Origin of the sequence: Paenalkalicoccus suaedae, from assembly GCF_006965545.2 — a bacterium.
GTDB lineage: Bacteria > Bacillota > Bacilli > Bacillales > Salisediminibacteriaceae > Paenalkalicoccus > Paenalkalicoccus suaedae.
Genome location: NZ_CP041372.2, coordinates 2,344,119 through 2,366,445, shown reverse-complemented (window position 1 = coordinate 2,366,445; position 22,327 = coordinate 2,344,119). Strand labels below are relative to the sequence as shown.

Annotated in this window: 26 protein-coding genes; 24 read left to right on the top strand and 2 right to left on the bottom strand. The window is 41.5% G+C overall.

Going from position 1 to position 22,327, the window contains the following annotated elements:
* Positions 1 to 91 precede the first annotated feature (91 nt).
* The 15 genes from FLK61_RS12775 (at position 92) to FLK61_RS12705 (ending at position 12,663) form a co-directional block, all read left to right on the top strand.
* Entirely contained in the window at positions 92 to 1,441 is a 1,350-nt protein-coding gene (locus FLK61_RS12775; protein WP_176009782.1) for a sugar ABC transporter substrate-binding protein, read from the top strand.
* Between the two features lie 64 nt (positions 1,442 to 1,505).
* Positions 1,506 to 2,816 carry a sugar ABC transporter permease gene (locus FLK61_RS12770; RefSeq protein ID WP_176009781.1) on the top strand — a complete coding sequence of 437 codons (1,311 nt, stop codon included), beginning with the start codon at positions 1,506 to 1,508 and terminating at the stop codon, positions 2,814 to 2,816.
* A 29-nt stretch (positions 2,817 to 2,845) separates the two neighbouring features.
* A complete protein-coding gene (locus FLK61_RS12765; RefSeq protein ID WP_176011238.1) occupies positions 2,846 to 3,688 on the top strand; it encodes a sugar ABC transporter permease in 843 nt (280 codons plus the stop codon).
* 223 nt (positions 3,689 to 3,911) lie between these two features.
* Positions 3,912 to 4,964, top strand: a complete 1,053-nt coding sequence (locus FLK61_RS12760; protein WP_176009780.1) for a LacI family DNA-binding transcriptional regulator — start codon at positions 3,912 to 3,914, stop codon at positions 4,962 to 4,964.
* Between the two features lie 314 nt (positions 4,965 to 5,278).
* Positions 5,279 to 6,889, top strand: a complete 1,611-nt coding sequence (locus FLK61_RS12755) for a glutathione ABC transporter substrate-binding protein (RefSeq protein WP_347338962.1) — start codon at positions 5,279 to 5,281, stop codon at positions 6,887 to 6,889.
* Between the two features lie 68 nt (positions 6,890 to 6,957).
* Positions 6,958 to 7,338 (top strand): rhodanese-like domain-containing protein, encoded by a 381-nt coding sequence (locus FLK61_RS12750; protein WP_176009779.1) that lies wholly within the window; start codon positions 6,958 to 6,960, stop codon positions 7,336 to 7,338.
* A 328-nt stretch (positions 7,339 to 7,666) separates the two neighbouring features.
* Entirely contained in the window at positions 7,667 to 7,810 is a 144-nt protein-coding gene (locus FLK61_RS12745; RefSeq protein ID WP_176009778.1) for a lmo0937 family membrane protein, read from the top strand.
* A 35-nt stretch (positions 7,811 to 7,845) separates the two neighbouring features.
* Positions 7,846 to 8,127: a hypothetical protein gene (locus FLK61_RS12740; protein WP_176009777.1), complete on the top strand. Its 282-nt coding sequence runs from the start codon at positions 7,846 to 7,848 to the stop codon at positions 8,125 to 8,127.
* Between the two features lie 146 nt (positions 8,128 to 8,273).
* Positions 8,274 to 9,275, top strand: a complete 1,002-nt coding sequence (dhaK, locus tag FLK61_RS12735; protein WP_176009776.1) for a dihydroxyacetone kinase subunit DhaK — start codon at positions 8,274 to 8,276, stop codon at positions 9,273 to 9,275.
* A 2-nt stretch (positions 9,276 to 9,277) separates the two neighbouring features.
* Positions 9,278 to 9,898 carry a dihydroxyacetone kinase subunit DhaL gene (dhaL, locus tag FLK61_RS12730; protein WP_176009775.1) on the top strand — a complete coding sequence of 207 codons (621 nt, stop codon included), beginning with the start codon at positions 9,278 to 9,280 and terminating at the stop codon, positions 9,896 to 9,898.
* The gene (gene dhaM, locus FLK61_RS12725; RefSeq protein WP_176009774.1) at positions 9,895 to 10,293 is read left to right on the top strand and encodes a dihydroxyacetone kinase phosphoryl donor subunit DhaM; all 399 of its coding nucleotides are present in this window, start codon (positions 9,895 to 9,897) and stop codon (positions 10,291 to 10,293) included. Before dhaL ends, dhaM begins: the two co-directional genes overlap by 4 nt.
* A 72-nt stretch (positions 10,294 to 10,365) precedes the next feature.
* The gene (locus tag FLK61_RS12720) at positions 10,366 to 10,923 is read left to right on the top strand and encodes a BsuPI-related putative proteinase inhibitor (RefSeq protein ID WP_176009773.1); all 558 of its coding nucleotides are present in this window, start codon (positions 10,366 to 10,368) and stop codon (positions 10,921 to 10,923) included.
* Between the two features lie 377 nt (positions 10,924 to 11,300).
* On the top strand, positions 11,301 to 11,570 hold the full coding sequence (locus tag FLK61_RS12715; protein ID WP_176009772.1) for a NifU N-terminal domain-containing protein: 270 nt from the start codon (positions 11,301 to 11,303) through the stop codon (positions 11,568 to 11,570).
* Between the two features lie 78 nt (positions 11,571 to 11,648).
* Entirely contained in the window at positions 11,649 to 12,359 is a 711-nt protein-coding gene (locus tag FLK61_RS12710; RefSeq protein ID WP_249777595.1) for an AzlC family ABC transporter permease, read from the top strand.
* Positions 12,349 to 12,663, top strand: coding sequence for an AzlD domain-containing protein (locus FLK61_RS12705; protein WP_176009770.1), 315 nt, complete (start codon positions 12,349 to 12,351; stop codon positions 12,661 to 12,663). Before FLK61_RS12710 ends, FLK61_RS12705 begins: the two co-directional genes overlap by 11 nt.
* Here FLK61_RS12705 and FLK61_RS12700 read toward each other — a convergent pair.
* The gene (locus FLK61_RS12700) at positions 12,660 to 13,112 is read right to left on the bottom strand and encodes a GNAT family N-acetyltransferase (RefSeq protein ID WP_176009769.1); all 453 of its coding nucleotides are present in this window, start codon (positions 13,110 to 13,112) and stop codon (positions 12,660 to 12,662) included. The two genes, FLK61_RS12705 and FLK61_RS12700, sit on opposite strands and share 4 nt — an antisense overlap.
* A 131-nt stretch (positions 13,113 to 13,243) precedes the next feature.
* On the opposite strand from FLK61_RS12700, the gene ctaG reads away from it, so the two are divergent.
* The 9 genes from ctaG to fabF all read left to right on the top strand — a co-directional run bounded on the left by ctaG (position 13,244) and on the right by fabF (position 20,750).
* Positions 13,244 to 14,158, top strand: coding sequence for a cytochrome c oxidase assembly factor CtaG (ctaG, locus tag FLK61_RS12695; protein WP_176009768.1), 915 nt, complete (start codon positions 13,244 to 13,246; stop codon positions 14,156 to 14,158).
* A gap of 24 nt (positions 14,159 to 14,182) precedes the next feature.
* A complete protein-coding gene (locus FLK61_RS12690; RefSeq protein ID WP_249777594.1) occupies positions 14,183 to 14,806 on the top strand; it encodes an SCO family protein in 624 nt (207 codons plus the stop codon).
* Positions 14,807 to 14,916: 110 nt separating this feature from the next.
* Positions 14,917 to 15,207: a HesB/YadR/YfhF family protein gene (locus FLK61_RS12685; protein WP_176009767.1), complete on the top strand. Its 291-nt coding sequence runs from the start codon at positions 14,917 to 14,919 to the stop codon at positions 15,205 to 15,207.
* 9 nt (positions 15,208 to 15,216) lie between these two features.
* The gene (locus FLK61_RS12680) at positions 15,217 to 15,396 is read left to right on the top strand and encodes a hypothetical protein (RefSeq protein WP_176009766.1); all 180 of its coding nucleotides are present in this window, start codon (positions 15,217 to 15,219) and stop codon (positions 15,394 to 15,396) included.
* A 1,067-nt stretch (positions 15,397 to 16,463) separates the two neighbouring features.
* Complete coding sequence (locus tag FLK61_RS12675; protein WP_176009765.1) at positions 16,464 to 17,408, top strand: BMP family ABC transporter substrate-binding protein; 945 nt, start codon at positions 16,464 to 16,466, stop codon at positions 17,406 to 17,408.
* An 11-nt stretch (positions 17,409 to 17,419) separates the two neighbouring features.
* Entirely contained in the window at positions 17,420 to 17,974 is a 555-nt protein-coding gene (locus FLK61_RS12670) for a DinB family protein (protein WP_176009764.1), read from the top strand.
* Positions 17,975 to 17,988: 14 nt separating this feature from the next.
* Positions 17,989 to 18,324: a hypothetical protein gene (locus FLK61_RS12665; protein ID WP_176009763.1), complete on the top strand. Its 336-nt coding sequence runs from the start codon at positions 17,989 to 17,991 to the stop codon at positions 18,322 to 18,324.
* 216 nt (positions 18,325 to 18,540) lie between these two features.
* Entirely contained in the window at positions 18,541 to 19,473 is a 933-nt protein-coding gene (locus tag FLK61_RS12660; protein WP_176009762.1) for a beta-ketoacyl-ACP synthase III, read from the top strand.
* A gap of 38 nt (positions 19,474 to 19,511) precedes the next feature.
* Positions 19,512 to 20,750 carry a beta-ketoacyl-ACP synthase II gene (gene fabF / locus FLK61_RS12655; protein WP_176009761.1) on the top strand — a complete coding sequence of 413 codons (1,239 nt, stop codon included), beginning with the start codon at positions 19,512 to 19,514 and terminating at the stop codon, positions 20,748 to 20,750.
* A 190-nt stretch (positions 20,751 to 20,940) separates the two neighbouring features.
* Here fabF and FLK61_RS12650 read toward each other — a convergent pair whose 3' ends face one another.
* The gene (locus FLK61_RS12650; protein WP_176009760.1) at positions 20,941 to 22,005 is read right to left on the bottom strand and encodes an LCP family protein; all 1,065 of its coding nucleotides are present in this window, start codon (positions 22,003 to 22,005) and stop codon (positions 20,941 to 20,943) included.
* Positions 22,006 to 22,327: the final 322 nt, after the last annotated feature.

Genomic DNA, 22,327 nt, shown 5'->3' with positions numbered 1-22,327 from the left:
GAAAACGTTATCAAATGTCTGTACATGTTAATTCGTCTCACTCAGTCGTCTTGCTAAAAGAACTTACTAATTTATCAAGGGGGAAATACAAATGCAAAAAAGTAAGTCTCTAAAGTATTCATTAGCTCTAGCTGCTCTGTCAGTAACGCTTGTAGCATGCGGTGGGAACGACGAAGCTAACACAGGTACGGATGCAAACGAGCCGGCTAATGAGCCAGCAAATGAAGAACCAGCGAACACAGATGCAGCTAACAACGAAGAGCCAGCAAACGGTGATGGAAATACAGCTGCTGAAGGCGATGCTCCTGAAAAGCCTGAATCACTAGCTATGTGGGTAAACGATGAGGATGCACAGCTTGACGCTTATGAAGAAATTACAGCTCGTTTTGAAGAAGAGCACGGAATTGAAGTAAATATCACTCCTTACTCGATGCTTGAGCAAACAGAAGGTATGTCACTTGATGGACCATCTGGTCAAGGTCCTGATCTATTTTTCCAGCCACATGACAGAATGGGTGACATTCACCTACAAGGTCTAGCAGCAGAGTTAGAGTTAACTGAAGATCAGCAAGCACGTTTAGCTGAATATAATGAAGAAGCAGTTACAGCTTTTAGCTTCGAAGGAATCCAGTACGGAATTCCAGCAGTAGTAGAAACATATGCTTTATTCCGTAACACAGAGCTTGTACCAGATGCTCCAGAGACAATGGATGATCTAATGGCAACAGCTCGCGAATTGACAGACGGAAGCACATACGGATTCTTAATGGAAGCAACAAACTTCTATTTCTCTTATCCTTTCTTAACAGCACCAGGTGGATATGTATTCGGTCAAGACGCTGATGGCGTTTATGACTCCGAAGATATCGGTCTTAACTCTGAAGGCGCTGTTCAAGGTGCGGAAGTAATCGGATCTTGGTTTGAAGAAGGCTTAATGCCAATGGGAATTGACGGTGACGTAATGAACGGTCTCTTCACAGATGGGCAAGCTGGTATGGTAGTAACTGGACCATGGGCTATTCCTGACTATGAGGCTGCACTAGGTGAGAACCTTGCAGTATCAACGCTACCAACACAAGACGGCGAGACACTAAGCTCGTTCTCAGGTAACAAAGGTTGGTTAGTAAACTTTTACACAGATCACGAGTACTGGGCTACAGAGCTTGCTCTATTCCTAACAAACCCAGAAAGCTCTGCAACATACTTCGAGATGGCTGGTGAGCTTCCTGCGCACACAGCTGTAGAAATCGACGATGAGTTCATGTCTCCGATCTTTGATCAGACACAATACGCGGAGCCAATGCCAAACATTCCTGAAATGAGTCAGGTTTGGGAGCCAATCGCTGACGCATTAAACTTCATCGCACAAGGGGAAGACCCACAGGAAGTATTAGATGAAGCTGTACAACAAATTCGCGATCAAATCGTAATTATGCAATAAATTTCAAGGAGGGATGGGGGCTTCGCCCCCAATCCTGCCTTTATAAGATTTGGAGGAAGCATTTATGGCTGCAACGAACAAAAATGACAAACACGATTTACTCGTAAACAAAAAGCATAATCCTACTGTAGCTGCATTGCTATCCATTATTCCGGGGCTTGGGCAAGCGTACAACAAGCGCTTTTTAAAAGGTGCTGCCTTATTCATTCTCTTTGCTGCTTTCGTCGTAGCATTTACTGAACTGATTAGTGCCGGACTACAAGGATTAGTTACTCTCGGAGAAGTACCACGAGAAGACGATTCCCGTATCTTTTTAAGTAACGGTATCTTGTCTTTAATCTTTACGGCATTTTTCTTATCATTTTATATTTTAAACATTCAGGATGCGTTTAAGGACGCAAAGAGAATTCAATTAGGCTGGAAGGTTCCAAACATCCGCGAAGGATTTAGGAATGCTTGGGATAATAGCTTCCCATACTTATTAATTGGACCAGGTCTCTTCCTATTAATATTCGTTGTTATTTTCCCACTATTATTCATGGTCTTCTTAGCATTCACAAACTACAACCTTTACAATGCACCACCTAGAAACTTATTAGAATGGGTAGGGTTCGAAAATTTCGTAACGCTATTTACGATTAATGAGTGGAGAACGACATTCTTTAACGTATTATCTTGGACATTAATTTGGACATTTGTAGCTACAACACTACAAATCGGTCTTGCGCTATTCTTAGCAGTACTCGTAAACGACCCTCGAGTTCGCTTTAAAAAGCTTATCCGTACCGTACTTATTTTACCTTGGGCAGTTCCAGGGTTCGTAACAATCATTATCTTTAGTGCACTCTTTAATGATAACTTTGGTGCGATTAACCTACAGATCATTGAGCCATTATTTGGTCAGAGGGTGCCTTGGTTAACAGATGCAACTGCAACTCGAGTCGCTATTATAATGATCCAGGTTTGGCTTGGTTTCCCATTCGTTTACGCCTTGTTTACTGGAGTTCTACAAGGAATTTCCGCAGACTGGTATGAGGCTGCTGACATGGATGGTGCTAACAGATGGCAAAAATTCCGCAACATTACGTTCCCTCACGTTATGTTTGCAACTGCTCCACTTCTTATCATGCAATATGCAGGGAACTTTAATAACTTTAACATCATCTATTTATTCAACCAGGGTGGTCCAGCAGTTCGAGGACAGACCGCCGGTGGTACCGATATTTTAATCTCTTGGATTTACGGATTAACATTCACGAACCAGCAGTTTAATATGGCTGCCGCGATATCGATTATTTTAGGAATACTTGTAGCAGGATTTGCATTCTTCCAATTCCGTCGCTCACGTTCCTTTAAAGAGGAGGGGACATTCTAATGGCAGAGCAAAAGAAAAAAAGACAGCCAATGAGTAAAAAGCGTAAAAATATGCTTGAAATGATTGGTATTTATACAATCATAGGTATTATGTTTGTCATCATTTTGTACCCACTTCTGTGGGCGTTTGGACTATCTTTAAATCCAAGCAGCGGTTTATTCGGGGCACAGATGATTCCAGACAACTGGTCACTTGTGCACTATCAATGGCTCTTCTTTGATCCAAGAAGTAACTACCTACTATGGTATCGAAACACATTAGTAGTAGCTGTATCGACGTCTCTCATTGCAACATTTATGGTTGGTCTTACAGCATACGCGTTCTCTCGTTACCGCTTTAAGGGGCGTACGAATGGACTCTATGCGTTCTTACTACTTCAAATGTTCCCAGTATTAATGGGGATGGTTGCACTTTACATCCTTCTTAACACAGTAAACATGCTAGACAGCCTTCTTGGTCTAATCATCATTTACGTAGGTGGAGCAATACCAATGAACGCTTTCCTAGTTAAGGGATACTTTGATACGATTCCGCGTGAGCTAGACGAATCAGCTAAGATTGATGGAGCAGGACATTTTCGGATATTCTTTACGATCATGCTTCCATTAGCGAAGCCGATCTTAGCCGTAGTTGCATTATTTAACTTCATGGCGCCATTTATGGACTTTTTACTACCGCGTATCGTCCTTAGAAGTCCAGAGAATTTCACGCTAGCACTTGGTCTCTTTAACTTCGTAAACGATCAGTTTGCTAACAACTTCACTCGATTTGCAGCTGGAGCAATTCTCATTGCAATCCCAATATCTCTTGTATACCTCTTCTTACAAAGATACTTAATCTCCGGATTAACAGCTGGAGCAACAAAAGGATAATCACAGGTTTAGAAGGGGGAGGATGCTGATTTGCACTCCCCCGTTTTTTATGAACAAAAAGTAATTACCTATATGAATTCTTATAAATATGCCCTATACTGAGTTTTAATAAGATCAGCTATGGGGAAAATAAGAGTATATATACGTAAATACTGGATATTTATTTTGTCAATAAATAATAAATAGAGCGCACTTAGCGAACTATCTGAAGGGATTGAAAGATATGGCGATTACAATAAAAGATGTTGCTAAAGCCGCTAAGGTGGCCCCTTCAACTGTCTCACGAGTCATCTCGAATAGTCCTAGAATCAGTGAAAAGACAAAGGAACGCGTTCGAGAAGCGATGAAGGAGCTTGGATACCATCCCAACTTTAATGCTCGAAGTCTGGCGAATAAGTCGACAAAGACAATTGGGCTTGTTATGCCAAACTCGGCCAATAAGACCTTCCAAAATCCCTTCTTCCCTGAAGTAATTAGAGGGATAAGCGCAAAAGTGCATCAGTTGGATTATGGTTTATATTTATCTACTGGCCAGTCGGAGGATGAGATATTTGAGGAAGTACAGGACATGGTCCAGGGTAGAAGAGTCGATGGAATTATACTTCTCTATTCAAAAGTAGAGGATCGTGTTATTAAATACTTGCATGAAGAGCAGTTTCCTTTTGTCATTATTGGCAGGCCATACGACGATACATTAAAAGGGATCACGTATGTGAATAATGATAACTTTAAAGCAGCGAAAACAGTTACGGAGTATTTACTGCTACTTGGTCACAAATGTATTGCATTTATCGGTGGTAATTTAGACTTTGTTGTTACGATTGACCATATGCAAGGCTATGATCGTGCATTAAGGAACGCTGGCATTGAGCCAAGGGATGACTATATTGTTTTCCATGAGGAGCTTCAGGAGGGTGGTCAAGAAGCTGTTATTGACTTAATGAGTCTACCTGAGCGTCCGACTGCGCTTATTGTAGCAGACGATATTATGACGTTTGGTGTCATGCGTATGTTAAATGAGATGGAGATTCACGTGCCAGATGATATCTCGATCATAAGCTTTAATAATGTGATGATTTCTGAATTATCCACGCCACCTATGACTACCGTGGATATTAATATTTATAATCTTGGATACGAGGGAGCCAACTGCTTAATTGATCTTATTTTGCACCCAGACATTGGAGCTCGGAAGGTTATTATTCCTCACAAGATGATTAAAAGACAAACGACGCAGCGTTTAGCTACGAATGCTGTAGCACCAGAAGTTAATTAACTATTTATAGATGAAGTGCCTGGGACAGAAGCAATTAATCTGTCCTAGGCACTTTTTTTCGTGGATAGGTAGAAGTTATCCGTTCAAGACATGCGGTTATCCGGAAATGTGTAGAGGTTATCCGCTTAGAGCATGTATTTATCCGTTAGCTATTAATCAAGTTCCCTGCTATATATATCGCCGAACATATTCACGAAATCCTTTTCCACGATTCCTGAGCACAACCGTTGACTTTACCTCGTTATTTGCTATACTTTCAGTTGGCATATAAAACATATCAACTTACTAAGGATTAAACATAGGGGGATTTTATTTTGAAAAAAGCAATGGTTGGATTATCCGCATTAGCGCTGTTAGCAGCTTGTGCGAGTGAGCCAAATAATGATGGTACAACAAATGATCAGCTAGACACAAATGCAAACGATAGTGCAACAACGATCGAAGGTGGAAATGAAGACTTCTTGCAAGTCGGATTAATGTCAAACCCAGTCTCTCTTGACCCACATGGAGCGAACGAAAACGTATCAAACTCTATTAATACAAATATATATGACCGATTAGTCTATACGAATCAAGATTTAGAAATCACACCAGGACTTGCATCAAGCTTTGAGCAAGTAGAAGATACCGTTTGGGAAGCAACCATCCGTGAAGGAGTAACGTTCCATGATGGAGAAGAGCTTAATGCAGAGGTTGTGAAGCAAAATTTTGATCGTATCTTAGATCCAGCCATTTCTTCACCGATTGCCTTTATTTTCGATATGATCGAAGAGGTTCGTGTTGTAGATGAGTACACGGTAGAGTTTGAGACAGCATTCCCGTTTGCTTCGTTACCATCTCACATGGCGCACCCTGGCGGCAGTATCATTAGCCCCGCTATTATTGAGCAGTCCTATGAGGATATGGAAAATGGTGGTCAACCGTTTGACGCAGCTAACGAAAATCCTATTGGTACTGGATTCTTCCAATTTGAAGAATACCAGCCAGGTAACTTTGTAGAGCTTTCAAAAAACGAAAACTACTGGGATGAGTCTGACGCACAGGTAGATGGCGTCACATTCCGCATCGTACCAGAAGGCTTAACGCGTATTGCAGAGCTTGAGACAGAAACGCTAGATATTATTTATCCAGTAAACCCAGGTGATGTGACTCGTCTAGAAGAGGCGGAAGGAGTAGGTGTTTATCAAGCTCCAAGTACAAGAATGGCGTATCTTGGTTTTAACACTGAGGTAGAGCCTTTCAATGATCCATTAGTAAGACGTGCTATTCATATGGCGCTTAATAAAGAAGATTTAATTGAAGGAGTATTAGACGGTACTGGTAGTGTAGCAAACAGTCCAATCGCACCGGATGTGTTTGGCTACAGCGAAGATCTTGAACCGATAGACTACGATTTAGACGAAGCAAGAGAACTTTTAGCAGAAGCTGGATATGAAGACGGATTCCAAACGACATTATTAACAGATGATGATCGCGAGCGTGAGGATTCTTCTCAGCTTATTCAAGCTCAACTTGCTGAAATTGGTATTGATGTAGAGATTGAAATGGTAGAGTTTGGTGTTTACTTAGAGCGCGCTGGTGCTGGTGAAACAGATATGTTTGTAGGTAGCTGGGGTACAGTAACAATGGACGCGGATTATGGATTATACCCTGTTTTCCATTCAAGTAATAAAGGCTCTGCAGGTAACCGATCCTACTATGAGAATGACGAAGTGGACGCACTGTTAGTGGAAGCTAGACAGTCTTCGGATGACGCTGAACGTTTGGCACTGTATGAAGAGGCGCAACAGCTCATTATCGAAGATTCTCCATACGCATTTATGTATTATCCAGACCTCATTACGGGGCTGAATGATGATGTGGAAGGCTTCTGGCAACTACCGAGTAGCTTTCTATATCTAAGAGACGTATCTCTTAATCGCTAAAACACCTTCTCATTTGCATCAGTCGTTGGTATAGTTATACATGATGTCTTAACTTTGGAGGCGATACTGTGAGCTACGAATTAGATGGTGTGAAGCAATATAGTAAAGAGGAATTAAAGGAACTATTAGTAAACCCGGGGAATAAAGTCATTATTGATGTGAGAGAAGAAGAGGAGTACACGAATGGTCATATTCCTAGTGTTCCACTTGCGCCGATGGGGACAATTCCAGACCTTATCAGCGGCTTCCAAGATGACAAAGAATATGTATTCGTTTGTCGTAGTGGGAATCGCTCGCAACGTGTATCACAATTCTTACAGCAACAAGGATTAACCAATGTTGCTAATTATGAGGGTGGTATGCTCGTTTGGGATGGTGACACACTCCAAGGTGATGAAAAGCAACTACAGTCTGCAGAGGAACTAGCAGACTACTCGGGAAAAGAATAATGGGAAAAAACCAGCGCCCCTATCATAGGTGCGCTGGTTTTTTATTTATAGAATACAGTTTCATGTTTTTATCTCTAGATTGCAATGGCTCTTCTTTAAATAAGTTCTACTCCTTACTTCAACGAATAGTTATTCTCGTACAGCTTTGTTCCATTAAGCATCAAAAAAGAGAGGAGCGTTTATCGTTTTAATGAGTCTAATTACTAAAAAAATACAATGTATTGTATGTAAAAAGAATCATAAATGATACCCGATCTTCTTTATAGGTTTATAATTCTCAAATTAGGCAAAATGAACATCGTACTATAAAAATGAAGGAGTGATATACATGATTTGGACTATTGTTGGAATACTAATTATACTATGGCTTTTAGGATTTAGCTTTGATGTAGGTGGCGGACTTATTCACACACTTATTGTAATTGCTCTTATCGTTGCGATCGTTAATTTAATTTTAGGGCGTAGAGCCTGACGATAGAGAATTTACTAAAGGAGGGTTTTGAAGGCATGCTAAACAAATTTACAACCTCTGCTTTAGCTGCTACTGCAGTTGCTGCAGCGAGCTATTTCCTAGGTAAAGAAGAAAACCGCACGAAGATCAAGCAGGAGTTTAACCGCGTGAAGGCACAGCTAGTTCACCAAACGAAAGAGGATACAGATAAAGCATACGAAGAAAAAGTAGGTTTTTCTGATCCTTATGATATTCAAGACAATTCGATGGTGGACGAGGGAGCCGTATACTCGGTTAACTACTACAATGAACACAAAAAGGACGAGGAAGAAAAATAACGTCCTACTTCTTACTTGAGGCTACGGCATATTGTCGTAGCCTGTTTTTTATTTTCTGAAGAAAGCGCTCTATTATTAGCAGGAATTGTCGAGAGCAACCGCAAATAGAGTAAGGGTAGATAAATAATTATTCTTAGGAGGCTAGTATGAAGAAAATACTCAATGACATCGATCAATTGGTAGAGGACATGCTAAATGGAATGGTTGCTGCGCATCCGAACGAGCTGAAAAGAGTCCCTAATACGACGGTGCTTACAAGGAAAAAATCTCCTGAGTCCGGAAAGGTTGGGTTAGTTAGTGGAGGTGGGAGTGGGCATGAGCCTGCACATGCAGGATTTATTGGAGATGGGATGCTTGATGCCGCTGTTGCAGGAGAAGTATTTACATCTCCGACTCCCGATCAAGTGTTAGAAGGAATCAAGGCCGCGGACACTGGCAAAGGTGTCTTATTAATTATTAAAAATTACACAGGAGATGTCATGAACTTTGAGATGGCTGCTGAGCTTGCGGAAGCGGAAGGAATAAACGTTAAGTCTGTTATCGTCAATGACGATGTAGCCGTTGAGGATAGTTCCTTTACAACTGGTCGCAGAGGAATTGCTGGCACCGTGCTCGTGCATAAAATTGCTGGAGCAGCAGCAATGCGAGGAGCGGAGCTTGAAGAGGTAAAACTGGTTGCTGAGAAAGTCATTAAGCAGGTTAAATCAATGGGCGTGTCACTCAGCCCTTGTACAGTGCCGGCCTCAGGCAAACCAGGGTATTCGCTTGGAGATAATGAGATGGAGATCGGTACGGGCATTCATGGTGAGCCTGGGATTGAGCGCACCTCTATTATGACAGCCCAAGAGATTGCATCGACCTTGTTTGAAAAAATCAATCACGATCTAGATTTAGCTAGCGGAGATCGAGTTAGTTTATTAGTTAATGGCTTAGGAGCGACTCCGTTAATGGAGCTTTATATTTTAAATAATAGTTTATCAGCATTATTGAAAGAAAAGCAGATTATTGTAGTAGACACGATTATCGGCGAATGGATGACGTCACTAGAGATGTCTGGAGCGTCCATCACGCTACTGAAGGTCGATGATGAGCTAGAAGATCTATTATTAGAAAAAGCAGATACGGTTGCATTTAAAAGGGGTGTATAAGCATGAAATTTGGAGCAGATGAAGCAGTAGCATGGTTAATTGCTTTTCAAGGAAAGGTTAGCGAGAATAAAACGTACTTAACAGAGCTAGACCAAGCGATTGGTGACGGTGACCACGGTATTAATTTAGCGAGAGGTGTAAAAGAGTTAGCCAATGTGTTTGAGGCGAGTAGTTTTGAGAGCGCAAGCGACGTTCTAAAGGCGGCTTCTATGACATTTATTAGTAAAGTAGGCGGAGCCTCAGGCCCTTTATATGGCTCCGCGTTTTTAAAAATGTCAATGAAGTGGAAAGAGGTTGATAAGGACATTACTATGTCCGAATTAGCTTCTATTCTTCAAGAAGGTGAGGAATCAATTAAAGCGCGTGGAAAGGCTGATGTTGGGGAAAAAACGATGCTTGATGTTTGGCATCCAGTTGTGCAAGCGTGTAGTGAGTCAGACGATGCTGATCACTTTCTTCAGGTTGCCAAAGAAGCAATGGAAGGGACAAAAGAAATTCGAGCAACTAAAGGAAGGGCGGCCTACTTAGGGGACCGTTCAATCGGTCATATTGATGCAGGCGCCATGTCTTCCTATTATTTATTTGAAGCATTAAATGAAACGATAAAGGAGAAGGTAGTATGAGCCAAGTAAGTCTCATTCTTGTTTCACATAGCAAGGAGTTAGTGACAGGGCTTAAGGATCTCCTCTTACAAATGCAGCCAGAAGCGCAAATTGCGATATCTGGCGGAGAGGCGGATGGTGGCATCGGAACGAATGCGTTTGATATTAAAGATGCTATTGAATCCGTATATAGTGAGAAGGGCTCTGTTGTGTTTTTTGATTTAGGGAGCGCTAGGATCAATTCAGAGCTTGCAATAGAGATGGTTGAGGATAAGAATATTGTCTTAGTTGATGCGCCATTAGTAGAGGGGGCATTTACAGCAGCAATTGAAGCGGGATTCGGGCACGATTTAGAGACTGTTGTGAAAGCTGCGGAAAAAGCGCGTGACAGCAGAAAAATGCCTGAGGATAATTAACCTTGCATCATCGTGAAACCAATTTTAGTAAACATCGTCTAATTAGGTACTAGAAGAAAGGCGGTGGCTAATGTGATACGTTTAGTCATGTTAATTGGGTTACTCTTATTTTTAGTAGCTTGTGGTCAAGGGGAGAATAACAATAATGACGCAACAAATGTGTCAGATGATACGAATACGAGTAACGAACCGGCTGATGATATGAACAATGATAATGCAACTAGCGGGAACGAGGAGGCATCTGACGTGGATGTGCAAGATAGTGTTGTTGAACATGGCTTATCCTTTGAGGCTGAGGTAACGGAAAGTGGAGGGCTTTATACAGTCACAGCAGAGCTTCAAAACGTGTCAGATGATGATAAAGAAGTGATGTTTACATCGGGACACCAATTTGATCTCTCCGTAAACAGTACAGACGGTCAGGAGCTTTATAATTGGGCAGCTGATAAAATGTTTACGCAAGCCATTAGCTACGAAACGATAGCACCAGGAGACAGCTTAACCTTTGAAGAAACATGGCAGCCAACCGTTGAAGCAGAAGGCTATATTTTTACAGTAGGAATACTAGCTGCTGAAGTAGACGGCCAAGCAACAGATGGATCATACCGAGTTGAGCTTACAGTGGAATAAATTTGAGTTAAGATAAGCTTGGACATAGAGAGGAATCGATGCAACCAATCGGTTCCTCTCTATTATTGTTTACAAAATCTATGGGTGTATATCTACATTTATTAAGAGAGTTTAATGGATGAACACATTTCGGATCAAGGTATGGAAGCTTCATCTCTATATAATGATTCTCTGTTTTGTTGTATGGAGAATCGTTGAACAGGTAATCTGTGTATCAAGCACTTTTTCTTTTTAAAATCATATTCAACGAAGAACTGAGTCAATAAAACTAGTTAGCACTTATAAACCTAGCTCTCAGAGCTTTTTCGGGTATTGCTAGAATTTTATCAGCTACACGTGGTACACTATGCATATACATATTGAAGGAGTGAAGTAAAATGGCAATTGACGTACGAGCGGATGTAACACCTAATCCAAACGCAATGAAGTTTACAGCAAACAAAGTATTATTCGAAGGATCTGGAAGTGCTTCTTTTAAACAAGGAGACGAGCCCGAACTTCCATTAGCAAAAGAACTTTTAGCTCTAGAAGGCGTAGACAACATCTTCGGCTTCCAAGATTTTGTTACAGTAAACAAGCTTCCTGAAGCTGATTGGGATACACTACTTCCGAAGGTTCACGAGACTTTCGAAAAAATCTACGGATAAACGATACGTTAGCCGCTATGAGGGAGACCTTGTAGCGGTCTTTTCGTGCGATTTTAATAATAGAAAGAGGAAATGATCATGACATATAAAAAATCTTGGAGCGAGGAGAGTCGGGCAGGAGCGGTGCAAGGCGTACCGATTGCTTTTGGATATATGCCGGTGGCGCTAACGTTTGGGTTAATTGCTGCGACGACTGGTCTAACGTTTATAGAAGCGGTCATGATGAGTATCGTCGTCTTTGCTGGCGCGGCTCAATACATGGCGCTGACGATGATTGCCCTGCAGTCTAGTGCAGCTGAAATTGTCTTTTCTACATTTGTTGTGAATTTACGTCATGTGTTGATGAGCGCATCAATAAAAGAACGAGCGGATCATTCGTCAAAAACGATGAGAGCTCTTTACGGCTTCTTCTTAACCGATGAAGTATTTGCAGTAGCATCGGTAAAAGAGGCACCTATCAAAGCACCATATATTCTTGGCGTAGGTGTCGTCGCATATAGTAGCTGGGTCGTATTTACTGGGGTTGGCTTTTACGCAGGAGCTATCTTGCCCGATGTGATGCAGGAGAGTATGGGAATCGCTTTATATGCGTTATTTATCGCCTTACTCATACCATCAGTGAAGTCTCAAGGTGCTTCGGTAATGGTGTTAGCGGTTTTAGGCGGAGGATTTCACCTCATCTTGCAACAGTGGCTGTCTACGGGATGGGCAATCATGGGCGCCACCATACTAGCCGTGTGTGTCTACGAGGGGATTGATCAAATGAGGAGGGTGAGCAATGACAAGTAACATGATCTGGATCATTATTGGGATGGGGCTCGTCACGTACATACCTAGAATCCTCCCACTAATCGTTTTACATACAGAAACATGGCCGGATGTTGTACGTAGAATGCTAGCGAGAGTTCCTTATGCGGTATTAGGAGCGCTCATCTTCCCAGGTATTCTGTTTGCGTATGACGCCATTTGGTACGGACTTATCGGAGGCGCGGTCGCGATCTTGCTTGCGTCCATTGGAACGCCTCTTATTGTTGTCGTAGGTGGGGCAATTGTTGTATTAGCTGGAATTCAACTTATGCCAACCCTTTTTTAGAGCTGTCTGCCGTAGCGTTTTGAAATAATGTCGTAAAAGCCAAGTGCATTATAGAGACGTTTTGTTGCTTCGTTATTGATACCCGTTTCAAGTTCAATGCCTTTAAATTGCTCTTGTTCAGCCCAATAAAGGACCTTTAAGAGGATCTTCTTCGCGATTCCTTGTTGCCGATAATCGAGCTTTACATAAAGATCATTTAGCCATATGTATGAGCCGCCTTTATCAAGACTAATACCTTTGTTTAGAAACGCGCAGCCAACTATTTCTTCACCTTCTTGCGCAATAAAAAACTCTGCCTGTGAATAATCGTTGCATGCTTCTGTTATTGTTTGTTTAAGAGAGTCAAAAGAGATAGGGTGACTGAGCTGGCTCATTTGCTCCATCATTAAATCGGTCATTTTGTGAATGGTCTCATCCGTTACTGGTTTTGTAATACGTCTAACTTCCATGTGATTATACCTCCGTATCGTTCATGAAATGATCAAGATTACTCTGTTTAAAACGGTATTAATTGACCGATAATCGTGATATAACTATAGTTAGGCACACGAATACACATGTCAAGATAGGGGATAGAGCAATGGAACAATTCTTTCAAACTTTTTCTGCTCGAACAATCTGGACTCCCGAACTTCTTGTAGTTTTAGGACTAATAAGTGGTATATACTTTCTTATCATAACAAAGTTTCGTCATAAGTTCCCAGATTCTAAGCCGGTATCAACTCGGCGTCGAGTACTTTTTCATTTAGGTTTAGTTGCTGTTTATTTTGGTTTTGGTGGACCTTTGTACGTATTAGGTCATTTAATGCTTAGTATGCATATGATTTCAATGGCAATCGTATACTTAGTTGCACCACCTTTATTACTTCTAGGGATCCCTTCGTGGTTCTTTAAATATTTTACCAGATTTAAAGTGATTAGAGGCTTTTTCTTAGTGGCAGGTTTCCCATTGTTAGGTCTTATTTTGTTTAATGGGGTATTTTCGATCTATCATATTCCAACAACGTTTGATTACTTAATGACAAATGAAACCATGCATAACCTGTATCAAATTGTGATGCTACTTCTTGCGATGCTTATGTGGTGGCATATTATTCCTAGATTTGAAGCGAGATATAATATGTCGGAACTTAAACGCATTGGCTATATGTTTGTAAGTGGGGTTTTGTTTACACCAGCTTGTGCACTTATCATATTTGCGGGACAACCTTTGTACGAAGTGTATACAGACGCTGCTACGTGGGCGGTTGCTATCTCTTATTGCCTGCCGCCTGGAGCAGACATTCCATTTGAAATTTTTAGTGGCCAACAATCCATTGCTTTTCTGTCACCGGTTAATGACCAACAGTTTGGCGGTGCCATGATGAAAGTAACGCAGGAGCTTGTTTATGGTGTTGCGATTGGCTATAGTTTCCGTACATGGCAAAAAAGAGATAAGTCTGATAACGCAAAAACAGAGTATCAGGTTTATGAAATGTACGAAGCGAAATCATAAAGAGATCGGTAAAGAGGGGTATACATGAAAAAACTAGGTAGTATGTTTGCATTTATGATGACTGGAATCATGGTTGCTGGATGTAGCTTTTTATATGAGGATGCGTCTGAATCTGCTGGCTCTCCTGTAATTGATGTGACACAGGCAGACGACCCCTGGCAAGTGGTGGACTTTGAAGGAGTAAACCAGTTTGGTGAAACCATTACAAACGAGACGTATGAGGGAGAATGGTGGTTAGCTAAGACTATTTTCACGAGATGTCCAGGGGTTTGTAACGTCATGACTCCTAATATGAAGGAACTTCAAGATGGGATTATCGAAGAGGACTTGGATGTTCACATAGTAGGGTTTACTGTTGATCCAGACTTTGATACTCCTGAGCGACTAGAAGACTACGGGGAAGCATATGGAGTAGACTTTGAGTCTTGGGATTTTATTACGGGCTATAGCTACTCAGAAATGCAGCGCGTTATTTTAGAATCATTTAATGCGCCCATTCAAGAATTACCTGAGCAAGAAGACATTATGCATCCGGTTCGTTTTTATTTAATGAGTCCTGACGGTCAGGTATATCGTATGTACAGTGGGGAAAGTGGATTTGATTATGATATTATTATGGAGGACATTCGTTCTTTAGTTAGCGCGTAAATGGAGGGGGGTGCCAAGAGGATGAGGCGCTCCTTTTTCTTTTTACATACATGTTTTAAATAGGTCAAAAGGTGAAATAGCAGAAAGAGAAGCCGAAAGGGGAAATGATGATGCAATTAACAGTAAAAGAAGAAGCTTATAAATGGTTTAAAGACGAACTTGCTGTGTCTGAAGGAGACCACGTACAATTTTACGTAAGATACGGTGGCGATAGTGATTTTCAGGCAGGCTTCTCCTTAGCGGTAACGGTAAAAGAAGCAGATCAAATTGCGGCTGAGACAGAAGTCAACGGAGTGAAATTTTATATCGAACAAAAAGATGAATGGTTCTTTGATGGCAAGGACTTAACTGTATTGTATAAAGAAGACATTAATGAAATTGCTTTCGAGCATAGAGAATAAGGCATACTTATGAAGCTGGCTATCGGTGTCGCAATCTTTTCGTTCGTAACAATTGTTAGCTATTTTGTCATTCATGGATTATTCTCTCCAGCACCTTCTGTTAGCGTGACGTTTGCGATTGCGCTAGGATTTATTGCAGAGTTTGCATATTTTGCTTTACGTAGAAAGGCAGAATCTGTTGCGAAGTAAATGATATTAGTAGGTAGAATAGACGATTTATAAAAGGGGTGACCAATGTGTATCATGTTGGTCCCTCTTTTTTGTGGTTATTTATTAGCGAGCTCGTTTAAAGTGAATCGCGCAAGTTGGAGGGTGAACCGCGCGAGTTAGAGAAGGAACTGCGTAAGTTGAGCGGTGAACCGCGCGAAAAACGGGGCGTACTGCGCAGGCTGGGAAAAATTGCGTATTTTGAAGGACGAATCGCGCGAGTTGGAGAGGGAACTGCGTAAGTTGAGCGGTAAATCGCGCGAAAAACGGGGCGCACTGCGCAGGCTGGGAAAAATTGCGTATATTGAAGGGCGAACCGCGCGAGTTGGAGAGGGAACTGCGTAAGTTGAGCGGTAAACCGCGCGAAAAACGGGTGGTACTGCGCAAGCTGGGAAAAATTGCGTATATTGAAGGGCGAACCGCGCGAGTTGGAGAGGGAACTGCGTAAGTTGAGCGGTAAATCGCGCGAAAATAAGGGTGGACTGCGCAAGCTGGGAAAAATTGCGTATATTGAAGGGCGAACCGCGCGAGTTGGAGAGGGAACTGCGTAAGTTGAGCGGTAAACCGCGCGAAAAACGGGGCGTACTGCGCAAGCTGGGAAAAATTGCGTATATTGAAGGGTGAACCGCACGAGTTGGAGAGGGAACTGCGTAAGTTGAGCGGTGAACCGCGCGAAAAACGGGGCGTACTGCGCAAGCTCGAAAAAATCGCGCAAGAGGTTGAACCGTCAACAGCACAGTTATGAAGAACGATTGCGAGAAAGTCAATGACGACCGCGTGAAACGTTTACCAAATTCCACATAACCTTCTCACTGACTCACCTCTAAGCTTACCTTCTCTCATAAACGAGATTCTCCAAAAGTACTTTTTGTCTATTAAACGTCAAAAAAAGAATGAAATATGATAAGGTATTCCTTAAGACCTAACAATTCAGACAATTGTTATCTGATTGTAACAGGAATGTAACAGGTTTTTTAACATAAACATCGAAAATAATAGAGTCACTATCATATCAATGTAGTAAGTTTTGAGATTGAAGGAGTGGAAAGATGACGCGTATTGTACTTATTTTTATTTTATTATTACCTATACTCGTGTCGTGCGCATCTGCTCAAGAGAGAGTACAAGCAGTAGGTCTTCTTTTATCACACCCCATTGATGATCAAGAATGGAATGGGAAAGGATATCAAGGAATGCTTAAAGTGCAGTCCGCTTTAGGCGTTGATATCATTGTAAAAGAGGATATACGTACGAATGAGCAGGTCGAGCAAGCGATTTCAAGCTTTGATGATGCAGACGTCAATTTAGTTTTTGGTCATGGCGCAATTTATGCCGATTTTTTTATGAACATTAAGGACACGTATCCGGATATTCATTTTGTAAGTTTCAATGGAGAAGTAGAAGGTGACAATATTACAAGCCTTCACTTCGAAGGCTATCCAATGGGATACTTCGCAGGGATGCTAGCTGCTAAAAAATCACAAACTGGAGAAGTTGGAGTAATTGGCGCTTTTCCCTATCAGCCTGAGGTAGCTGGATTTGCAGATGGAGCGAAAGCTGTTGATCCATCCACAAATGTCTCCGTTGAGTTTGTAAATAGCTGGGTGGATGATGATCGTGCACTGGCTCTTTTAGCTGAAATGAAAGCAAATGAAGTAGACGTGTTTTATCCAGCTGGCGACGGGTATCATCAACAAGTAATTGAAGAAGTGAAACGGAGCGGTCTTTTTGCAATTGGATATTTAGGTGATCAGTTAGACTTAGGAGGTTCAACGGTTCTAACTAGTACAATTCAAAATGTTGAAGGACTTTATGAATACGTTGCCGAGACGTTTCAATCTGGTGCGTTACAGTCTGGAAATATGTATTTCGATTTTGAAGATGGGCTTATTTCACTTGGGGAATACAGCCAAGAAGTGCCAGAGGACGTACAGATATGGTTAGATGAGCATATTACGGCTTATAAAGAAACGGGCAAACTACCTTACCAATAGGAGTGATTGTAATGGGAGACATGTACACGTTAGCACCTGTTTCATCTAGAGAAAGTTTGCATATGCTTGGTGGGCTCATTCAGACTAGAGAGCGATTAATTGAGTTATTAACATCCGTATCCGATGAAGATTTAAATCATCAAGTACAAGATTTTCCTACTATTGGAGGCTATGGCCTTCACCTTGCTCAAATTGAGTGGTGGTGGAATAAGATGGTCTTAAGCGGTGAAGGGATAACAGAGGACGAACGTGCACATTTTCATTTTACAGGTAAGCAAGAGATCCCATCTATGAAGCTTGATAAAAGCTTAATCCTGTCACGGTTAGGCGAAGCTCGAATGCTAACTCGTGAGTATTTTCATTCTTTATCTGACGTTGAATTTAGACGTTCCTCATTACCAATCCACGGTGACGATAGCGGAGACTTGTATTCTCCTAGCTGGGTGATATATCATTTAAGCTATCATGAGAGCTATCACTTAGGACAAATGCTTCTTTTGAGAAAATGGATAACGGGTCAAAGGGAGAAGTGGGATCACTTTAAATCACCACATTTGTCAACGTAGAGAGGACGTGCACAATGAAGGAAGAGCAAGTGCAAGCTATGCAACAGCTTGCGAAGCGAGTCGTCAAAGGCTACAAGGAAGTTCATAATAAAAATTATTCAGAGGCTAGAAAGTACCTAGAGCCACTCGTATCGATGTTACACAGTGAGACAAAGCCAAATGTAAAACTTTTAAGCTACACAGCTATAGCTCAAATTGGCGATCGAGATATCGAAGGTTTTTTAGCAACTTACGAAGAACTAAAGCGTTTTGATGCCGAAACAGAAGAACAAGTTAAATTGAAAGAGCGAGTCGATGAGATGTTTACGGAGCTTATGACCGTTCTTCAAGATCAAGAGCCAAACCAATAGGTTTGGCTTTTTGCTTTAAGAGTAGTTTGATTTAAGCTTACAAGAATGACTAAAGTTAAACTAGCAAAGCTACTCATAAAAATGTTAAAGCAGTAATCAGACTCTATTTTCTGTGTGAAAGGAAATTAGCAAATCAGAGTAGTTACTACATCTTGCATTTTTTTTAGTACTAGGTCATAATAATTGATATAAAGGGCTTTAAGAGGAGGAAGATGCATGCAGGTAGGAATATGGGGCATGGGGACATATGTTCCGGAGAATGTAGTAACCAATCACGATCTTGAAAAGCGAATTGACACGTCTGATGAATGGATTCGTACTCGGACAGGTATAGAGGAAAGAAGAATTGCACCAGACGATATTGATACATCACATATGAGCTATTACGCATCAAAGAAAGCACTGGAGAATGCGGGAGTCAAAGCAGAAGACTTAGATATGATCATCGTTGCAACTGTAACGCCTGATCATAGCTTTCCATCTGTATCATCTATGCTACAAAAGCAGTTAGGAGCAACAAAAGCATCTGCGATGGATGTTAGTGCTGCGTGTGCAGGGTACATTTACGGCTTAGTTACTGCTAAACAATTTATCCAAACTGGGGACTTTAAGCATGTACTTGTCGTAGGTACAGAAAAGCTTTCTAAAGTAGTAGACTGGGAGGATCGTAACACCGCAGTACTCTTTGGAGATGGCTCAGGAGCTACTGTTTTAGGTCCTGTTCAAGACGGGAGAGGCTTCTTATCTTTTGAGCTTGGATCTGACGGTAGCGGTGGCGCTCATATTCGTATGGATGAATTTCTTCATATGAACGGAAGAGAAGTATTTAAATTTGCAGTAAGGCAAATGGGAGAGTCCTCTATGAATGTGGTGAGGAAAGCAGGTCTTGATAAAGAAGACGTAGATTTCCTGATTCCACACCAAGCGAATATTCGTATCATGGAATCGGCTAGACAGCGTTTAGAATTGCCTGAACATAAAATGTCAAAAACAGTTAATAAATTTGGAAATACGTCATCAGCATCAATCCCGCTCTCTTTAATGTATGAGCTAGAGCAAGGTAAAATTAAGGATGATGATGTTTTAGTTTTAGTCGGATTTGGAGCTGGCCTAGTATGGGGCGCAGTTGCATTACGATGGGGTAAATAAAATAGGTAGTACACGAATTTTTACGAGGAGGAAATCAAATGACGAAACGTAGAGTAGTCGTAACAGGAATGGGAGCAGTTACTCCTTTAGCAAATGATGCGAAAGCAAGCTGGGAAAAAGCAATCGCTGGTGAATCAGGAATCGAGGCTTTTTCTAAATTTGGGGAAGATACATTTCCAGCAAAAGTTGCAGGGGAAGTAAAGGAGTTTGATCCAGGAGAGTATATGGATCCTAAAGAAGCACGTAAAATGGACCGCTTCACGCAGTTCGCTGTAGCCGCTTCGGTTATGGCGGTGAAGGATGCTAACTTAACGATCGATGATTCTAACGCAGAGCGTACTGGCGTGTGGATTGGTTCAGGTATTGGTGGTATGGAAACGTATGAGAAACAGTTCCGTCTATATGAAAGTCGCGGAGCGAGAAGAGTATCACCATTCTTTGTACCGATGCTTATTCCGGATATGGCATCCGGACAAGTGTCCATCACATTAGGGGCAAAGGGAATCAACTCATGCTCGGTTACAGCATGTGCGTCTGGAGCTAACTCCATTGGAGATGCATTTAAAGTAATTGAGCGAGGTGATGCAGATGTGATGATTACTGGTGGAGCGGAGGCGCCTCTTACTGAGATGGCGTTCGCTGGATTTTCGTCCGCTAGAGCGGTCTCAACGAATGCAGATCCGAAAAAGGCGAGTCGTCCATTTGATCAAGAAAGAGATGGGTTTGTTATGGCGGAGGGAGCAGGTATTCTAATTCTAGAATCGTTAGAATCTGCTCAAGCTCGAGGGGCGCACATCTACGCAGAAATCGTTGGTTACGGCTCTACTGGAGATGCGTATCACGTGACAGCGCCAGCTCCAGGTGGAGAAGGTGCAGCTCGCGCGATGAGACAAGCGTTGACGCAGTCTGGTCTTAAGGATACAGATATTGCGTATATTAACGCTCACGGCACTAGCACGGAGTACAATGATAAGTTTGAAACTGCTGCTGTTAAATCAACATTCGGCGATCATGCGTATAACCTAGCAATGAGCTCCACAAAGTCGATGACTGGTCACCTACTAGGTGCAGCAGGAGCAATTGAGGCAATCTTTGCAGTAAAGGCGATCGAGGATGGGGTTATTCCTCCAACGATCAACTATGAAACACCAGATCCTGAATGCGATTTAGATTATGTACCAAATGAAGCACGTCATCAGGACGTTTACAGCGTTATGAGTAATTCGCTTGGCTTCGGTGGTCATAACGTGTCGCTAATCTTTAAGAAGTACGAGTAAATAGTTTGCATTGACGCCACCTCGATTTTCGAGGTGGCTTTTTTGGATTATGAAGGGACATAACCGGATAATCAAAGCATAAAACCGATTAACCTAAGCAAATTCCCGGTTAATCATACAACAATCACCACAAAAGGCTGGGACAGCGTCATCGCTTTGTCCCAGCCTCTTCATGTTTTCATGTGAAGATTTACTCAAGTCGAGCTAAATCATCTTCATATTCACTGTCGAACTCAAATTCTAACTCATCTTCTGGAATTTCATCCTCTTCAAACGGCTCATCCATATCGAAGAATCGCTCTAAAAGCTCTTTATTACCTTCTAGGTCTGGCTCTAAAACAGCACCAGCATGGGAATAAGAAGCTTCTGTAAAACCACCTGCGACAGGAATCGTAATCGTTGAAAGCTCTTGTTCAGAGCTTGTTAAAAAGCTTCTCGTGTAGTTGATCATATCAGATGTATCTAAGTTTGTTTGAATGTAAGGCACAATCGATCCGAGTAACTGAGGAATTCTAGTAATACCACTTAGTGACAATAGTTCGCCAGATAGAGCGTCAATCATTTGTTGTTGGCGACCTACACGACCAAAGTCATTTTGTGAATCACTTCTAAAGCGAACGAAGTTAAGAGCTTCTTCGCCATCCATGATGTTCTCACCTTCGTCAAAATCGATTAATAGCCCACCTGCTGTGTCTTCGTAGTACATACGATCGTCAACGTCAATGGCAACTCCATCAGGAGCTAAAACATCTACCACTCGTTCAAAACCCCGGAAGTTAACACGTGCATAATATTCAATAGGAAAATCAAAGTTCTCTTCAATTGTCTCACGTAGTAAATCCATTCCTCCAAACGCATAAGCGGCATTAATTTTGTTTTTACCTCGTCCAGGAATGTCTACATACGTGTCACGCATGATAGATGCTAGCCTTGCAGTACCATTATCAGGATCGTATCGTCCTATCATAATCGTATCTGTTCGTGATCCGCCATCTTCTGAGTCAACGCCTACAAACAAAATATTTATATGCTCTAAAGGCTCACTATCCTCGGGTTCGGAAGGTTCAAATTCAATCTCTTCCTCTTCCTCGTATAAACCGCCTTCTTCTTCAATTTGCTGTAATGACTCCTCGCGGGCTGCATCAAAATTATTTTTAGCCCATGCTGCGATTACTACTCCGCCTAAAAAGACAAGTAGAAAGGTTAATAAAAATACTTTAAGCCATGTTTTTTTTCTACGGGATTTTCGCGTCATCCAATTCACCTCAACATAAGTGATTATAACAGATAATGAATCGAATGGAGAGCACTTACAAAAACTTTCTGACAAATTCCTTCGAAAAATGAAAAAGATAGACTTTTTCCTTCCCCCATTCATTTGTTTTTCGTTTTTTAAGGACTCGATTTTTCTTAAAAAAAAAGCTCATCTCAAGCGATGTTTTTTTAAAATTCAAAGGTAACCTTACATAATTTTGCACATAAGATAGCTGTAAGAAGGTTCCATTACACGATGTTGATTAAGGGCATTTTATGATAAAAATCTTCATATTAGTGGCATAAAATTCCTGTAGGTCGTG

What these genes read in the sequence shown, in the direction of transcription:
- FLK61_RS12775 (WP_176009782.1), top strand. Translation starts at nt 92, where the DNA reads ATGCAAAAAAGTAAGTCTCTAAAGTATTCATTAGCTCTAGCTGCTCTG.
- FLK61_RS12770 (WP_176009781.1), top strand. Translation starts at nt 1,506, where the DNA reads ATGGCTGCAACGAACAAAAATGACAAACACGATTTACTCGTAAACAAA.
- FLK61_RS12765 (WP_176011238.1), top strand. Translation starts at nt 2,846, where the DNA reads ATGAGTAAAAAGCGTAAAAATATGCTTGAAATGATTGGTATTTATACA.
- FLK61_RS12760 (WP_176009780.1), top strand. Translation starts at nt 3,912, where the DNA reads ATGGCGATTACAATAAAAGATGTTGCTAAAGCCGCTAAGGTGGCCCCT.
- FLK61_RS12745 (WP_176009778.1), top strand. Translation starts at nt 7,667, where the DNA reads ATGATTTGGACTATTGTTGGAATACTAATTATACTATGGCTTTTAGGA.
- FLK61_RS12740 (WP_176009777.1), top strand. Translation starts at nt 7,846, where the DNA reads ATGCTAAACAAATTTACAACCTCTGCTTTAGCTGCTACTGCAGTTGCT.
- dhaK (WP_176009776.1), top strand. Translation starts at nt 8,274, where the DNA reads ATGAAGAAAATACTCAATGACATCGATCAATTGGTAGAGGACATGCTA.
- dhaL (WP_176009775.1), top strand. Translation starts at nt 9,278, where the DNA reads ATGAAATTTGGAGCAGATGAAGCAGTAGCATGGTTAATTGCTTTTCAA.
- dhaM (WP_176009774.1), top strand. Translation starts at nt 9,895, where the DNA reads ATGAGCCAAGTAAGTCTCATTCTTGTTTCACATAGCAAGGAGTTAGTG.
- FLK61_RS12715 (WP_176009772.1), top strand. Translation starts at nt 11,301, where the DNA reads ATGGCAATTGACGTACGAGCGGATGTAACACCTAATCCAAACGCAATG.
- FLK61_RS12710 (WP_249777595.1), top strand. Translation starts at nt 11,649, where the DNA reads ATGACATATAAAAAATCTTGGAGCGAGGAGAGTCGGGCAGGAGCGGTG.
- FLK61_RS12705 (WP_176009770.1), top strand. Translation starts at nt 12,349, where the DNA reads ATGACAAGTAACATGATCTGGATCATTATTGGGATGGGGCTCGTCACG.
- FLK61_RS12700 (WP_176009769.1), bottom strand. Translation starts at nt 13,112, where the DNA reads ATGGAAGTTAGACGTATTACAAAACCAGTAACGGATGAGACCATTCAC.
- ctaG (WP_176009768.1), top strand. Translation starts at nt 13,244, where the DNA reads ATGGAACAATTCTTTCAAACTTTTTCTGCTCGAACAATCTGGACTCCC.
- FLK61_RS12690 (WP_249777594.1), top strand. Translation starts at nt 14,183, where the DNA reads ATGAAAAAACTAGGTAGTATGTTTGCATTTATGATGACTGGAATCATG.
- FLK61_RS12685 (WP_176009767.1), top strand. Translation starts at nt 14,917, where the DNA reads ATGCAATTAACAGTAAAAGAAGAAGCTTATAAATGGTTTAAAGACGAA.
- FLK61_RS12680 (WP_176009766.1), top strand. Translation starts at nt 15,217, where the DNA reads ATGAAGCTGGCTATCGGTGTCGCAATCTTTTCGTTCGTAACAATTGTT.
- FLK61_RS12675 (WP_176009765.1), top strand. Translation starts at nt 16,464, where the DNA reads ATGACGCGTATTGTACTTATTTTTATTTTATTATTACCTATACTCGTG.
- FLK61_RS12670 (WP_176009764.1), top strand. Translation starts at nt 17,420, where the DNA reads ATGGGAGACATGTACACGTTAGCACCTGTTTCATCTAGAGAAAGTTTG.
- FLK61_RS12665 (WP_176009763.1), top strand. Translation starts at nt 17,989, where the DNA reads ATGAAGGAAGAGCAAGTGCAAGCTATGCAACAGCTTGCGAAGCGAGTC.
- FLK61_RS12660 (WP_176009762.1), top strand. Translation starts at nt 18,541, where the DNA reads ATGCAGGTAGGAATATGGGGCATGGGGACATATGTTCCGGAGAATGTA.
- fabF (WP_176009761.1), top strand. Translation starts at nt 19,512, where the DNA reads ATGACGAAACGTAGAGTAGTCGTAACAGGAATGGGAGCAGTTACTCCT.
- FLK61_RS12650 (WP_176009760.1), bottom strand. Translation starts at nt 22,005, where the DNA reads ATGACGCGAAAATCCCGTAGAAAAAAAACATGGCTTAAAGTATTTTTA.